The following is a 13,617-nucleotide window of genomic DNA, read 5'->3' on the forward strand; positions in this document are numbered from 1 at the left end:
GGCTATATTCGCCTATTTGCTGGAAATTACCAAGCCTTTTTTAAGATAGATTTCAAATCTTCCAGACTGGCTTCTTTCGGGTTGTAAATGATCGAGCCATCGTTTAGGGCTTTTTCGGCCACTTCATCTAGCTGTGCTTCTGTAACCTTGCCGGTTTCACTCAAGGTGCGTGGCAATTTGGTCATGGCATACAGACGGTCGCGCATGGTCAGCAGGGTAGCAATGGCTTTATCGGCACGCAGATGCGCCGGAGTCTGGGCATAAATATCCGGGCCGGCCAATGGCAGCAGCAGTTCGGCAATTTTGTCGCCATTGACATCTTTGTTGTATTCCAGCACATAGGGTAAGAACAGGTTCATGCACAGTCCATGCGGCAGATGAGCCACTGCACCTAAGGCATGCCCGAGGGAATGTACCAGACCCACCATCGAATTGGAGAAGGCAATACCAGCCATGGTCGAGGCCTGTGCCAGTTCCAGACGGCCATAGGCATCGCTTGGATTGTCCAGCACTTTAAACAGGTTATTGCTGATTTTCTTGATTGCGGCGGTGGCATAGGCATCCGAAATCGGATTCGAGGCCATGCAGCTATAAGCTTCAACCGCATGGGTCATGGCATCCATAGCTGTCATTGCCGTTAAATGCGGTGGCAGGGTCTGGGTCATGCGCGGGTCCAGAATCGCGGCATGTGGCATCAGGTAATAAGAAGCGAATGGCATTTTGACATTCTTTTCAGTATCTGACACCACAGCGACCATGGTGACTTCTGAACCGGTGCCTGATGTGGTCGGAATCACGAAGAAGGGCTTTAATGGTTTTGGCAGGTTGTGCGCACCTGAATATTTCAGCAGGTCATCGCCGCCTTCCGTTACCAGAATATTGGTGGCTTTGGAGGTATCAATCACCGAACCACCACCGACAGCAATAATGGCATCACAGTTGTGGTCACGATACAGCTGCGCGGCTTTACGTACCGTGTCCAGACTTGAATCCTGTGGCACATCATCAAAAATATAGCCAATTTCAGCATCGGTTGATTCAAAAGCCGCTTCAACCGGGGCCAGCAGGTTGTTACCACGTACCCCTTTATCGGTAATGATCAGCGGGCGTTTCGCGCCTAAAGTCACCAATTCAAACGGAATGTGTTCCAGTGCGGCATTGCCGGCAATGACTTTGACTGGACAAAAAAATTCGTAATAAGGCTTCGCCATGTTATGCACTCCGTTGGAAATAGGACTGAGCCACTTTCAGGTAAATATGGGCAGCTCCGCTGAGTTTTTCTTTTAAGCTAAGTTCGGATGGGTATTGTTTGACAGCCAGCTCTGCCAGCAGTTTAGGTAAAATCAGGGCTTCCATTTTGTTCAGGCAACGCACCAGACGAATCGCATAAGACAGGTCACCATCGGCAATCATGCGGTCATGAGCAAAGGCCTGTGCCGTACTTTCCTGAAACGAGAACACCAAAAAGGCATGGGTTAGATGCTTGAAGGTAATGACCAGATCGGGTTTGCCATCCAGTTCAGGCAGCAGTTCGAGCTGATGATCTTCAGTCACCCGGGCAATGAACGCAGGTCCATTGGGAAACACTTTCATGGACAGGATAAAATTTGCGGGAAACTTTGCAACTTCCTGTTTTATTTCTTGATCGACCTGGCTTGCCATCACCAGACCTCTGCCAATCACATCCATCATGAGTTTGACATAGGCCTGTTGCAAAGCGGGCTTCACGGTTTTGCTTGAAATCACTCGCTGAGTCCCTTTGTTAACATCTATTATTGGGTTTAGAGTAAATACTCTAATTTATTTCTTATTCAAAAGTAAAGTCATTTAGGCTTGAATGGTTTGAACCTCACTAAAGTAACCACTGTGCTCTAAAGTTTCAATGATATCTCGGCATAAAGTTTCAAACGATGGATAGTCTGGGACTAAATCCTGAATGCGCACCATTTCCAGACCGGCATACCCACAGGGGTTAATGGTTTGAAAACCGCTTAAATCGCAGTCAATATTCAGCGCCAAGCCATGGTAACTACGGCCTTTGCGGATTTTAAAGCCCAATGAGCCAATTTTACGCTCCGCGACATATACACCCGGCGCATCTGCTTTGGCATAAGCTTCAATGCTATATTTTTTGAGCAGCGCAATCATCAGGTTTTCGGCATACGACACCAGTGTGCGGACATTCCAGCCCAAACGGTTCAGGTCAAACAGGAAATACGCCACCAGCTGGCCCGGACCATGCCAAGTCACCTGTCCTCCGCGGTCGGTTTGTACCACCGGAATATGGCTGGGAATCAGAATATGTTCTGCCTTGCCGGCCTGACCTTGGGTCAGCACCTCATGATGCTGCAAAATCCAGAGCTCATCGGGGGTATTGGCATCACGCTGTTCAGTCAACTGCTTCATCTCTAAAAAGCGGTCTTGATACGGTGTTAATTGCGAATACTGGCGAATAATGAGGGTCGGTTTTTGAAGCGCATCGGTCACAGGCTGCGTCCTTAAAAATGAAATCTGCTGATGTGAATTATAATGATTCAGAATAGGAATAGGAGTGTGCCTGCTTTAAATTACTGCGCTTGCACGGCACGCCATAAAAAAACACGCATGAAGCGTGTTTTTTTGAAACTTAAAGCGCGGTTTTAATCAGTGGGCAAGCTGCCAAATCTGCATAAATGGCATGCACTTGTTCCAATTCTTCAAAACGCAATTGTGCTGTAATTGAATGATACTTGCCTGTGCGTGATGGGGTAATGCTGATGCTTTGTGCATCAAACTCAGGGAAGTGCTTCACTAAAATTTCAACCACAGCAATACGCAGTTCATCACCCGCGTCACCAATGAGTTTAATTGGGTAATCCATTGGAAACACCCAAAGATGCTCTTGTAGTTCACGAGATGGGGTACGGTTGAATAACGTCATAAGCGTGTGTCTCTATCTCTATATCAAACGCCTGCATAGGGCAGGCGTTTTTTGTCTTGTTGAATAAATGAGGCTGAATTTAAAAATTTCAATAGCTCATTTATGCAGCAATCTTAGTCATTTTCCAAGAACGAGCGTAAGTGTTCAGAACGAGAAGGGTGACGAAGTTTACGTAAGGCTTTGGCTTCAATCTGACGGATACGTTCACGGGTCACATCAAACTGCTTCCCAACTTCTTCCAAAGTATGATCGGTTGGCATATCAATACCAAAACGCATTTTCAGAACTTTGGCTTCACGTTCAGTCAAGTTTTCAAGCACTTCGCGTGTTGCTTCTTTTAAGCCTTCTGAAGTCGCTGCATCGACTGGAGAGGTGATGTTGCTGTCTTCAATAAAGTCACCCAAATGCGAATCTTCATCATCACCAATTGGCGTTTCCATGGAAATCGGTTCTTTGGCAATTTTCAGGACTTTACGTACCTTCACTTCGTCCATTTCCAGACGTTCACCGAGTTCTTCCGGTGTCGGTTCGCGGCCCATTTCCTGCAACAACTGACGAGAAACACGGTTAATCTTGTTAATGGTTTCAATCATGTGTACCGGAATACGGATGGTACGTGCCTGATCGGCAATCGAACGTGTGATCGCCTGACGAATCCACCAAGTCGCATAAGTCGAGAACTTGTAACCACGACGGTATTCAAACTTGTCTACCGCTTTCATCAGACCGATGTTACCTTCCTGAATCAGATCCAGGAACTGCAAGCCGCGGTTGGTGTATTTCTTGGCAATCGAGATCACCAGACGCAAGTTGGCTTCGACCATTTCTTTCTTGGCGCGACGTGCTTTGGCTTCACCCACCGCCATACGTTTGGCAATGTCTTTAATGTCTTTAACATTCAGACCCAACTCTTTTTCGATGTCGGCAATTTTTTGCTGGAAGGCCAGTACGTCAGGACGCACTTTTTCCAGGTAGCCTTTCATCTCTGCAGGAGCTTTGGCAATCTGTTCGTCTAACCATGCCGGATTAGATTCCTGACCCGGGAAAGTCGTACGGAACTGGGTACGGTCCATACGGCCACGACGTACTGCATAACGCATCACTTCACGTTCTGCTGCACGAATCTGGTCATGCGTGCCACGAATCATTTCTGAAATAATATCAAACAGGCGCGGCGCAAATTTGAACATCATGAACACGCTGGCCAGAGCCTGTAACGCAGCTTCCGCTTCTTTGCTGTTACGGCCATGCTTTGCAATGACGTCTTTGGTGTTTTTCCAGGCTTCAGTCAGCTCGGCAAAACGTACTTTGGCAATTTCAGGGTCCGGACCAGAATCCGCTTCAGAATCATCATCCGATTCTGACTCTTCTTCTTCATCGTCGTCATCAAGTTTGACATCTTTGGTGCTCTTGCTGCTCGATTCTTCTTCATCGTCGAGCACGGCTTCATCTTCCTGTACTTCCGGAATTTCTTCATCGGTTTCAGGATCTAAGTAACCTGAAAGCAGATCGGCCAGGCGGCGTTCGCCATTTTCATAATCTTTGTATTCTTGTAGAACCACTTCAACGGCATTTGGCCAGTACGCAATTGAATGCAGCACATCACGGATGCCTTCTTCAATACGTTTCGCGATACTAATTTCGCCTTCTCGCGTTAACAGCTCAACAGTCCCCATTTCACGCATATACATACGCACAGGGTCCGTGGTACGGCCAGGCTCATTTTCTACAGAAGCCAGTACTGCCGCTGCTTCTTCTTCAGCGACTTCATCTGCAGCTTCTGTGGTGTCTTCGAACATCGCATCATCAGATTCAGGTGCACGTTCATGCACAGGAATGCCCACGTCCTGAAGCATCTGGATGATGTCTTCAATCTGTTCGCTTTCCGTGATTGAGTCTGGGAGATGATCGTTAACCTCGGCATAAGTTAGGTAACCTTGCTCTTTGCCTCGGCTAATCAGAGCCGCTACTTGCGAAGTAGGGGAAGTCATATCGCTCATCTTTGCTTACTCTTCGTTGAATCTGTGGCAGTGAAAAACCGTGCATGATAGCACAATTTGCTGTAAAAGTTTCTGATTTGATCAATCAAGCATGATTTTATAAAAATGTTTGAAAGCAAAACTGAATAGGAATATGGGGCATCTTGCCCGGTTTTCAAGTCTGGCATCCGTTTTGTCCGCGAAATATTCTTGTCATATGCTTTAAACTATACTTATTCAGATAAGGTCTTCATAAATACACAAATTTTAGCGCGAAATACAAGCCAAAAATAGTCGGGAAAAACAAAAAATATAAATAAAACTTGACAACTTTTTCAAAGGCAGATAAATAGCGGCTAAACCCATTCACATTTTTTCATTCTGAGGTAGTTTTAGTGTCTTCAACAGATTTTGAACTAGATGATAACTACGGTGATGATGATGTCAGCTTCGATGAAGCGGCAGGTAAAATCAGTGCGAAAGAATCGTTAGAAAAACGTCGCCTGATTGATGATCTGCTGGCACAGCGTCGACTGGAGCGTGATCTCAAGGATTTTGATTATGACTTCGACGAAGATGATTTTGACGACGAAGATGACTGAAATTTGGGTTCAGTAAAGTCTTCGGAAAATGCTATGCTATACCTTGTATAGACGATTTTTGGATTTAAGATGAGTGCTTTAGATTTAGACCTGTTGAGTGAATATCTAGATGGTGACCAGAACGAATACGGTCTAGATTTTGCTGCCACTCATGGTTTTTTGTGTGCCATTGCAGTCGGCCCGCAATTTGACCAATGGCTGGATGAACTGTTTGAAGGCAACCAGAAAAAAGTGCCGGCAGAAATCGTAGCGCAGGTGAAAACCTGGCTCGAATCCATTCGTCAAAACCTGGCCAATGAAGAAGGCATTGAATTTCCATTCGAAATTGAAGAAGCAGATGTAGAATCAAGTTTGGGCGACTGGAGTGTGGGCTTTGTGGATGCCATGTTCCTGAATGAAGAAGCCTGGTTCACGCCAGAATTTGAAGAACAGCTGGTAGATCTGACTTTACCAATCATGGTGTTTAGCGGCATTGATGAAGAAGACCCGCAAATGGAAAGCTTCCGTCGTAATGGTCAGTTAATGGATGAGCTGGCGGAAGAAATTCCGGACAACCTTAATGAACTGTATTTGATGTATCACACTCCAAACTGATGCAAACCGAATAAATAAAAAAACACCTCCTCGGAGGTGTTTTTTTATAGCCGGATTACATTAGCGGGTCATACGGTTCCAGGCATCACGCACCGCATGTTTGGCATCTTCCCAGGCCAAACGGGTATCGCCCTTGGTGGACTCCCATTCGCTGCGTAAATCGGGTTCTACATCTTCAAAGCGTGTACCCGGTTCATAGCGTGAGCGCTGGGCATAACCGACCCGATAGGCGGCCTGATAATCGCGCTCATAGCTTAAGTCCGGATGTGTGTTTTGCAGGCTGGTATAGTAAGGCTGGCTCTGGCTGTGTTCACGCCAGTAAATATCTTCATCACCTTCGGTCGGGTTTTCGGCTTCTGCAGCGGTTTTACCAACCAGACCGCCCACCACGGCACCAATGGTACCTCCGACCACTGCGCCAATCGGGCCGGTGGTGGCTCCGACTGCGGCACCTGTGGCTGCACCGCCGACCGCACCGACACCGGTGCCCACCGGATGGGTGCCGGTTTCACCGGTTTTCGGGTTGGCATTCAGCTGTTGCTGCTGCTGTTTCGGTAGCTGTTTGACCTGTTCGCGTTTTTGTTCCTGCTGGCGCTGGGTTTCTATTTCTGGATTCGTCATGTCTGTATCCTCTTGGGGCTGATGATGATCTAAGTAAAATGAATCAAAAAATTAAGATCAATCGGATCTCTTGAGTTTTAACTTAGATCAGACAGCACCCGGCGCGGGCAGGAGAATTGCACCTTTCACGTTAAGATAAATAACTTATGTCGGTTTCTGGTGACGAAAAGCAGGGCTTACTTACATACAGTTAAATTTTCTATGCAGATGCGCTGTCCGGAAGCCACCCATCTGCACAACAGAATTTCTAAAGCATATTTGATTAGTGTTTGAAATTGCTAACTACTGTTTGGCGCAATAAGCGGCATACCAGACATAGGCGGCATAAAATACTGCACCATGGATGGCGACCATACATAGCATCAACACTGCCATGAGGGCCAGTCCCATTTTCTCAGCCGATTGAATAATCTGCTCCGCATAGGGGTTCATCAGCACCATAAAAAAGATAAACAGGCTGCCAATAATGATGGCCACGGCACTGCTGCCCCAAATCAGCTGAATTCTTTCATCTGAGGTCGGTAGGCGTTTTTCACGTTTTACAAAATGTTTGGCATTGATCAGCGCGACTACCACCAGTGTTGGAAAAAGGGTTAATACCCCAAGATTTAAACCATAAACCAGAACCATGGTCAGCAGGACCAGCGCAATGCTGTAGACCGCAGCCAAATGCAGCAAATAGTGTTTCATTGAATCCCCAAGTTTGGCCTATAGGCAGGCCAATGCACATCACGAAGCGCGTTTACGCATATACCTACGGTATAGAATCCAGCCGATAATCGCAATCACAATTGCAATAATGACATAGCCGACCTGGCTAAAAATTTTCTGCATCAGCGCCTGATTTTCGCCAAAATAAAACCCGACCGCAGCCAGAAAAGTGGTCCAGATGATGGTGCCGAGGCTGCTGTAGAACATGAATTTCCAGAAGGGCATCCGGCTCATGCCGGCGGGAATACTAATTAAAGAGCGTACCGCCGGAATCATGCGTCCGGCAAAGACAATGCGATGCCCATACTGCTCGAACCAGTCCAGTGATTTTTTGACATCGGCCGATTTTAGGAACAGGTATTTTCCGTAGCGGTCGACAAAGCGGAAAATCGCATCATGTTCGAATTTATAGCCGACCCAGTACAGCAAGGCCGCGGCCAGTAGCGAACCGAAACAGCCGGCAACCACGACACCAACAAACAGTAATTCACCTTGTGAGGCCGAATAACCAGCAGAAGGCATAATAATTTCGGAAGGAATAGGGGGGAATACGTTGTCCAGAAACATAAGCAGGGCAATACCGAAGTAGCCCAGCTGTTCCATAATGGAAATAATCCATTCGGTCAGGTTCATAAAGTCAAGAAGGCCTAAAAATTAGACCTTCATGCTAAAGAGGATTGGTTTTTCAGTAAAGAGCTGAAACGTAACTAAAAATCTTCCTCAGCGGTATGCGACAGGGTGTGCACATAGACTTTTCGAAGCCCATACGCCACCAGCAGCGGCAAGACAGCGACAATCAGGTAACCACTCCAGATATTGGAAAGGTGATAGGCAATAAACATTGCCAGAATCGCGCCGAGCACGGTGCCAAACCCCACAATAAACAAGTGTGAACGCTGTTCAAGCTGCTGTTTCAGGTGGTGCAATTGCAGATCTTGCTGCTGATGCGCTCGTTGCAGTAAGGCAGTACGGAATTGGTGTTTATAGCGTGTTGTTATCGTTCTTTGCATAAGTCAATCCTTGTCCATGGGTGAGAATCTGTACGTCAAAATAAAACTGCATTGTTTTTGTTGTGATTTGGAGTTTAGCCTAAGCATGACTGGCTTCTGTTAGTACCAGAGGGTGCTTTGGTATTGAATTGATTCTGGTATGTGAATAGACGTAAAAAAAGCCCTATAAATAGGGCTTTTTGTAAAATTATTTGTACTGGTTTACATTATTACAGACGTTTGCGTTTTGCCGCTGCAATCTGAGATTGACGCATACGGAAGCCGGCTTTCTGTTTTTCTGTGGTTTTATCAATACAGTATTTACAAGATACGCCGTGTTCATAGCTTGGTTCTGCCACTTCTTCTGGCAGTAAAGGCCAACCACAGGCATGACACTTGGTATTTTGACCTTCTTCCACACCATGCGTAACCGCAGTACGACCATCAAATACGAAACATTCACCTTCCCACAGGCTTTCTTCTGCCGGGGTTTCTTCGAGGTATTTCAAAATACCGCCTTTCAGATGATAAACTTCCTGGAAGCCCTCTTGCAGCAATAACGAAGTGGATTTTTCACAGCGAATCCCACCGGTACAGAACATGGCAATTTTCTTGTCTTTGTGCTGTTCCAGTTCTTTTTTCACATAGTCTGGAAATTCACGGAAGGTTTCAGTTTGTGGATCAATCGCGCCTTTAAAAGTCCCGGCCTTGTATTCATAGTCATTGCGGGTATCAATTAAAATTACGTCATCACGTGCAATCAGTTCGTTCCATTCTTTCGGGTCCAGATAATGGCCGACCAGATCACGTGGTTTGACCTCTACACCCAAAGTCACAATTTCTTTTTTCAGCTTGATTTTCATTTTACGGAAAGGCTTGTCGGCGCTGTGCGACTCTTTATATTCCATCGCGCTAAAGCCTTCGTTTAAAAGAAACTGATGTACCTGATCAATGGCTTCGCGGTCGCCCGCCACCGTACCATTAATCCCTTCACCCGCCACAATGAGAGTACCGCACAGGTTGATGCTATTTACCAAGTCTAAAAGACGTTGTTGTAGATCCGCAGGATCTTGAACTTCTTTGAATTGATAAAGTGCGGCAACAACCCAACCAGAGGTCGCTTGCTGTTCTACAGGTGCAAGCTGTTCTACAGTAGCGTTCATGGAGTACTCCAATGTGATATAAAAAATTTGAGGGGCATATTTTAGCGTGAAAGTGCCCAGATAGCGAGAAATCCAGAACAGAAATATGGTTTTAAATCTGCGATAGAGTCGGCTATGATGCCTATCCTCGCCTATGATTTTACCAAAAGTAATACGGCCGCATTCAGGCCGGCATTACTGCGCTTTTCTGGAGTATATTTTGAGTACGGATCGTCGAATCGCCTCATTGACCCCGTGTGCAGGCCGCTGCTCTACGGTATTTGGTGATTCAGTGTGTCGTGGTTGTCGTCGTTTTAATCATGAAGTGATACGCTGGAATGGCTATACCCCCGAACAGCAAACGGCTGTCTGGCAGCGTCTGGATGCCCAGCTGGACCAGATTCTGGTGCCGATGTTGCCATTTGCCCGCTTGCCGCAGGTAGAGCATTTTGTCCTGTCAAAGCGGGTGCGTTTACGTCCCGATGCCAGCGCAGGCCGCAAGTTATATCATGCGCTCAAATTATGTGAAAAAAACAAGCATCTGGCCGATGACAGTGGTCTTGGTATTCAGGCCGCGCAGGTTAAACCACTGTGGCAGGAATTTGAGCGTCGGGTACTGGCACTGGCGACTGCGAGTTATGACCTGGCATTTTTACGTGCCGATGGCATTAGCCAGCATTTATTAAAAGTCAGTCTGGAAGAGGATGACTAGTTTTTCATCCTAAGGTTTAAGCAAGAGTAGCGCAGGAGTACCACAGATGATCAATATGGCTGAATATCTGTTGTACTGTCTGGCGGTGGTGATCATGATTGCCACCCCAGGCCCGGTGATGATGCTGGTGATTGGTGCCGGACTCAAAGGTGGTTACCGGCGGGCGTTTCAGACCATTGTCGGGACTAATTTAGCTTCTTTGCTGTTAATTGCCTGCTCGGTGCTGATTTTAAAAGGCATCTTCAATATTCAGGCCTTCTGGCTGGATTTAATTAAGCTGCTAGGCTGTGTCTATATTGCCTATTTGGGGGTGGACATTCTCAAGGAAAGCCGGGCAGCGGCCGGACCGAAACAGGAGACGGCCAGCGCTGTAGGCGGATTTCGGCAGGGTTTTCTGGTCGGGATTTCCAATCCGAAAGATATTCTGTTTTTTAGTGCCTTTTTCCCGCAATTTATTCAGGTCACCAATCATTTTAATGATAGTCTAATCTTGCTGACCGCCAGCTGGATTGTACTGGATTTTCTGACTTTGTCTTTGTTGTATTTGGGTTTTTACCGTTTAACGCTGTCACGCGGTTATCGGCCGGTACTGGCGCTGTGTGGTGCTCTTTTAATTCTGATTGCGCTATATGGCCTGATTAGCACAGCAGGACAGTATCTGTTTTAAATGATCTATGAATATTGACGTCATAAAAAAGCCCGCAATTCAATATACGGGCTTTTTTCGTAGGATGATCTTAGGTCTTAAGCGACTTGTACCGGAATACAGTTGGCGGTGTGGCTCACGGTGTTGTCCGGGTTGGCATATACCAGACGTGGTTTATGCGCATTGGCTTCTACTTCAGTGAAATCACCGAAAGTAGCAATAATGATAATATCGCCGACATCTGCCTGATGTGCTGCGCCACCATTGACTGAAATGATGCCTGAATTGTCTTCACCACGAATCGCATAAGTGGTAAAGCGTTTGCCGTTGGTCACGTTCCAGACGTGAATTTCTTCGTATTCGCGAATGCCAGCTAAATCCATAAGTTTGCCATCAATTGCACATGAACCTTCATAATGAAGTTCCGCATGTGTCACGAAAGCACGGTGAATTTTGCATTTTAATAAACGAGATAGCATGGCTAGCGTCTCCTTAGTGGACCTAAGATCTTTATCTTATGGTTGAATCAATCACTGCGACCGAATCAGCCGACGAGCGCATTTTGCGCCCAATTTTGCCAGATGGCAAGCAGGATTGTTCAACAATTATTAGGTTATTCGTTGGGTTTATAGGCATTAATCTGGTTCATGGCTTGCTGAATCTCGCCATTGACCAGTAATTTCATGCGAGACAGCGCGTGACTGAGGGCATCGTCCATCAAGCCTTGTTCCTGGCTTGGGGCTTTGCTGAGCACATGACCGGAAACACGTTCTTTAGACCCCGGATGACCAATACCAATGCGTAAACGGTGGAAATTTGGACCGGTGTGTGGAACGATGTCACGTAAACCATTATGACCACCATGACCGCCGCCAGTTTTCAGGCGAATAATCCCCGGATTCATATCCAGTTCATCATGGGCAATCAGCATGGCTTCAGGTGCGATTTGATAGAATTTGGCGAAGGGCACAACACTTTGACCGGAACGGTTCATAAAGGTTGTTGGTAATAGCAGACGAACGTCCTGACCTTCAATATTACCGCGACCGCTGATGCCTTTGAATTTCGGATCAGCTTTTAAAGAGATGCCATATTGATCTGCAAGGCGTTCAACAAACCAGAAGCCTGCATTATGGCGGGTTTGGGCATACTCAGCACCTGGGTTGCCCAAACCAACAATCAGTGAAATATTTGACACTAATTTACACCATTAACACTTATGCGCGTTTGAAGTCAGCGTGCATTGGTGTGTTTTTAGCAGGGTGACGTTGTAACGCTTGGATTTTCACGTTTTCAACTTTGTCGCCTACTTTGATTTCTACAACTTCTTCAAAGAAAGCATTGCTTTCTAAAGCTTTTACAAGCTCACGAAGTTCTAAAGTTACTGCTACTGGCTCAGCGTCGCCACCATAAATGATAGCTGGAACTTGAGCAGCGTGACGAAGGCGGCGGCTCGCACCTTTCCCTTGGTTAGCTGCTTCACGCGCTTGAGCGTTTAATACGAAGTTTGCCATGATAGACATCCTATTTCAGGTTAAATAAACCAGACCTGCGACCGATCTGGTGATAGAAAGCCCTGCATAAAGCAGGGCTTTTGAAAATTTAGCGCACTATTATAGATAAGAATCGAACATTGCGCTAATAGATTCTTCGTTGTTAATACGACGAATTGTTTCAGCAACCATGCTTGCGACTGAAACCTGACGAATCTTGCCAAGGTTTTGAGCTTCTTCTGATAATGGAATGGTGTCAGTAACAACCAGTTCATCAATCACAGAATTCTTTAAGTTCTCAATCGCTTTACCAGACAGCACCGGGTGAGTAGCATAAGCAACCACTTTACGCGCACCAAAAGTTTTGAGTGCATCTGCTGCTTTACACAGGGTACCTGCGGTATCGACCATGTCATCCACGATGACGCAGTCACGATCTTTCACATCACCAATCAAATGCATCACTTGTGATTCATTGGCTTTTTGACGACGTTTATCAATGATCGCAAGGTCGATATCCCCCATTTGTTTGGCAACAGCACGGGCACGTACGACACCACCCACGTCAGGTGAAACCACCATCAGGTTGTCGTGTGACTGCTGGCGTAAGTCAGAAAGCAGCGCTGGCGTACCGTAAATGTTGTCTACTGGAATATCGAAGAAACCTTGAATCTGGTCAGCGTGCAGGTCAATCATCACCACGCGGTCAATACCGACAGTGGTCAACATATCTGCAACCACTTTTGCAGTAATTGGCACACGGCTTGAACGAGGACGACGATCTTGACGGGCATAACCGAAATAAGGAATCACGGCAGTGATACGGCCAGCACTTGCACGACGCAATGCATCTGCCATCACCAGGATTTCCATCAGGTTATCATTGGTTGGGGCACAAGTAGGCTGAACGATGAAAACGTCTTTACCACGTACATTCTCGGTAATTTCTACAGCAATTTCACCGTCAGAAAATTGACCGACTGAGGCAGCACCTAAAGGAATGTGAAGATGGCTTACGACTTTTTGGGCGAATTGTGGATGCGCAGTTCCACTAAAAACGACAAGATTGGGCATGAAGCACCCTTGGCGGTTGGAATGTATGGAAATAGATGGCAGGGGTAGCTGGATTCGAACCAACGAATGGCGGGATCAAAACCCGCTGCCTTACCACTTGGCGATACCCCTAATGCGGCAGAACTTTAATATTT

General features: G+C 46.5%; 18 protein-coding genes and 1 tRNA gene. 4 read left to right on the forward strand and 15 right to left on the reverse strand.

Annotation, left to right across the window (positions count from 1 at the left end; all coding sequences use genetic code 11):
• Positions 1-26 precede the first annotated feature (26 nt).
• The 5 genes from VF685_RS08380 to rpoD all read right to left on the reverse strand — a co-directional run bounded on the left by VF685_RS08380 (position 27) and on the right by rpoD (position 4,920).
• The gene (locus VF685_RS08380; RefSeq protein WP_005176121.1) at positions 27-1,211 is read right to left on the reverse strand and encodes an iron-containing alcohol dehydrogenase; all 1,185 of its coding nucleotides are present in this window, start codon (positions 1,209-1,211) and stop codon (positions 27-29) included.
• 1 nt (position 1,212) lies between these two features.
• Entirely contained in the window at positions 1,213-1,746 is a 534-nt protein-coding gene (locus VF685_RS08385; protein ID WP_005176124.1) for a hypothetical protein, read from the reverse strand.
• Between the two features lie 81 nt (positions 1,747-1,827).
• On the reverse strand, positions 1,828-2,487 hold the full coding sequence (lipB, locus tag VF685_RS08390) for a lipoyl(octanoyl) transferase LipB (protein WP_163142595.1): 660 nt from the start codon (positions 2,485-2,487) through the stop codon (positions 1,828-1,830).
• 139 nt (positions 2,488-2,626) lie between these two features.
• Positions 2,627-2,920, reverse strand: a complete 294-nt coding sequence (locus VF685_RS08395) for a YbeD family protein (RefSeq protein ID WP_019837061.1) — start codon at positions 2,918-2,920, stop codon at positions 2,627-2,629.
• Positions 2,921-3,033: 113 nt separating this feature from the next.
• Entirely contained in the window at positions 3,034-4,920 is a 1,887-nt protein-coding gene (gene rpoD / locus VF685_RS08400; RefSeq protein WP_163142590.1) for an RNA polymerase sigma factor RpoD, read from the reverse strand.
• A 374-nt stretch (positions 4,921-5,294) separates the two neighbouring features.
• On the opposite strand from rpoD, the gene VF685_RS08405 reads away from it, so the two are divergent.
• Both VF685_RS08405 and VF685_RS08410 read left to right on the forward strand, forming a co-directional pair.
• On the forward strand, positions 5,295-5,501 hold the full coding sequence (locus VF685_RS08405) for a PA3496 family putative envelope integrity protein (RefSeq protein WP_005176134.1): 207 nt from the start codon (positions 5,295-5,297) through the stop codon (positions 5,499-5,501).
• 69 nt (positions 5,502-5,570) lie between these two features.
• Positions 5,571-6,095 (forward strand): YecA/YgfB family protein, encoded by a 525-nt coding sequence (locus VF685_RS08410; protein WP_005176137.1) that lies wholly within the window; start codon positions 5,571-5,573, stop codon positions 6,093-6,095.
• A gap of 60 nt (positions 6,096-6,155) precedes the next feature.
• Here the strand turns inward: VF685_RS08410 and VF685_RS08415 are convergent, their stop codons facing one another.
• From VF685_RS08415 to trhO, 5 genes are all read right to left on the reverse strand, one after another.
• On the reverse strand, positions 6,156-6,716 hold the full coding sequence (locus VF685_RS08415) for a glycine zipper domain-containing protein (protein WP_016659900.1): 561 nt from the start codon (positions 6,714-6,716) through the stop codon (positions 6,156-6,158).
• A 282-nt stretch (positions 6,717-6,998) separates the two neighbouring features.
• Positions 6,999-7,406, reverse strand: coding sequence for an ABZJ_00895 family protein (locus VF685_RS08420; protein ID WP_075167535.1), 408 nt, complete (start codon positions 7,404-7,406; stop codon positions 6,999-7,001).
• A gap of 39 nt (positions 7,407-7,445) precedes the next feature.
• Positions 7,446-8,060: a DedA family protein gene (locus VF685_RS08425; RefSeq protein WP_005176142.1), complete on the reverse strand. Its 615-nt coding sequence runs from the start codon at positions 8,058-8,060 to the stop codon at positions 7,446-7,448.
• 74 nt (positions 8,061-8,134) lie between these two features.
• Positions 8,135-8,437, reverse strand: coding sequence for a hypothetical protein (locus VF685_RS08430; protein ID WP_005176151.1), 303 nt, complete (start codon positions 8,435-8,437; stop codon positions 8,135-8,137).
• A 209-nt stretch (positions 8,438-8,646) separates the two neighbouring features.
• Complete coding sequence (gene trhO, locus VF685_RS08435; protein ID WP_005176153.1) at positions 8,647-9,579, reverse strand: oxygen-dependent tRNA uridine(34) hydroxylase TrhO; 933 nt, start codon at positions 9,577-9,579, stop codon at positions 8,647-8,649.
• Between the two features lie 199 nt (positions 9,580-9,778).
• Here trhO and VF685_RS08440 point away from each other — a divergent pair, with 199 nt between their 5' ends.
• Complete coding sequence (locus tag VF685_RS08440; protein WP_075174416.1) at positions 9,779-10,270, forward strand: DUF1289 domain-containing protein; 492 nt, start codon at positions 9,779-9,781, stop codon at positions 10,268-10,270.
• A gap of 49 nt (positions 10,271-10,319) precedes the next feature.
• Positions 10,320-10,937, forward strand: a complete 618-nt coding sequence (locus tag VF685_RS08445; protein WP_171065068.1) for a LysE family translocator — start codon at positions 10,320-10,322, stop codon at positions 10,935-10,937.
• A gap of 77 nt (positions 10,938-11,014) precedes the next feature.
• Here VF685_RS08445 and panD read toward each other — a convergent pair whose 3' ends face one another.
• The 5 genes from panD to VF685_RS08470 form a co-directional block, all read right to left on the reverse strand.
• Entirely contained in the window at positions 11,015-11,395 is a 381-nt protein-coding gene (gene panD / locus VF685_RS08450) for an aspartate 1-decarboxylase (RefSeq protein WP_005176160.1), read from the reverse strand.
• Between the two features lie 134 nt (positions 11,396-11,529).
• Positions 11,530-12,114 carry an aminoacyl-tRNA hydrolase gene (pth, locus tag VF685_RS08455; RefSeq protein WP_016659905.1) on the reverse strand — a complete coding sequence of 195 codons (585 nt, stop codon included), beginning with the start codon at positions 12,112-12,114 and terminating at the stop codon, positions 11,530-11,532.
• A gap of 19 nt (positions 12,115-12,133) precedes the next feature.
• Positions 12,134-12,430, reverse strand: a complete 297-nt coding sequence (gene rplY, locus VF685_RS08460) for a 50S ribosomal protein L25 (protein WP_005176167.1) — start codon at positions 12,428-12,430, stop codon at positions 12,134-12,136.
• Positions 12,431-12,529: 99 nt separating this feature from the next.
• On the reverse strand, positions 12,530-13,483 hold the full coding sequence (locus VF685_RS08465) for a ribose-phosphate pyrophosphokinase (RefSeq protein ID WP_286384966.1): 954 nt from the start codon (positions 13,481-13,483) through the stop codon (positions 12,530-12,532).
• A 36-nt stretch (positions 13,484-13,519) separates the two neighbouring features.
• Positions 13,520-13,594: transfer RNA gene (locus tag VF685_RS08470), tRNA-Gln, on the reverse strand.
• Between the last annotated feature and the right edge of the window lie 23 nt (positions 13,595-13,617).

This window comes from Acinetobacter sp. Brlt_5 (genome assembly GCF_051949055.1).
In the GTDB taxonomy this organism is placed as follows: Bacteria; Pseudomonadota; Gammaproteobacteria; order Pseudomonadales; family Moraxellaceae; genus Acinetobacter; species Acinetobacter indicus.

Bases quoted from the DNA above. Each gene is read 5' to 3' on its own strand.
- VF685_RS08380 (WP_005176121.1), bottom strand. From the start codon at position 1,211: ATGGCGAAGCCTTATTACGAATTTTTTTGTCCAGTCAAAGTCATTGCC.
- VF685_RS08395 (WP_019837061.1), bottom strand. From the start codon at position 2,920: ATGACGTTATTCAACCGTACCCCATCTCGTGAACTACAAGAGCATCTT.
- rpoD (WP_163142590.1), bottom strand. From the start codon at position 4,920: ATGAGCGATATGACTTCCCCTACTTCGCAAGTAGCGGCTCTGATTAGC.
- VF685_RS08410 (WP_005176137.1), top strand. From the start codon at position 5,571: ATGAGTGCTTTAGATTTAGACCTGTTGAGTGAATATCTAGATGGTGAC.
- VF685_RS08415 (WP_016659900.1), bottom strand. From the start codon at position 6,716: ATGACGAATCCAGAAATAGAAACCCAGCGCCAGCAGGAACAAAAACGC.
- VF685_RS08420 (WP_075167535.1), bottom strand. From the start codon at position 7,406: ATGAAACACTATTTGCTGCATTTGGCTGCGGTCTACAGCATTGCGCTG.
- VF685_RS08425 (WP_005176142.1), bottom strand. From the start codon at position 8,060: ATGAACCTGACCGAATGGATTATTTCCATTATGGAACAGCTGGGCTAC.
- VF685_RS08430 (WP_005176151.1), bottom strand. From the start codon at position 8,437: ATGCAAAGAACGATAACAACACGCTATAAACACCAATTCCGTACTGCC.
- trhO (WP_005176153.1), bottom strand. From the start codon at position 9,579: ATGAACGCTACTGTAGAACAGCTTGCACCTGTAGAACAGCAAGCGACC.
- panD (WP_005176160.1), bottom strand. From the start codon at position 11,395: ATGCTATCTCGTTTATTAAAATGCAAAATTCACCGTGCTTTCGTGACA.
- rplY (WP_005176167.1), bottom strand. From the start codon at position 12,430: ATGGCAAACTTCGTATTAAACGCTCAAGCGCGTGAAGCAGCTAACCAA.
- VF685_RS08465 (WP_286384966.1), bottom strand. From the start codon at position 13,483: ATGCCCAATCTTGTCGTTTTTAGTGGAACTGCGCATCCACAATTCGCC.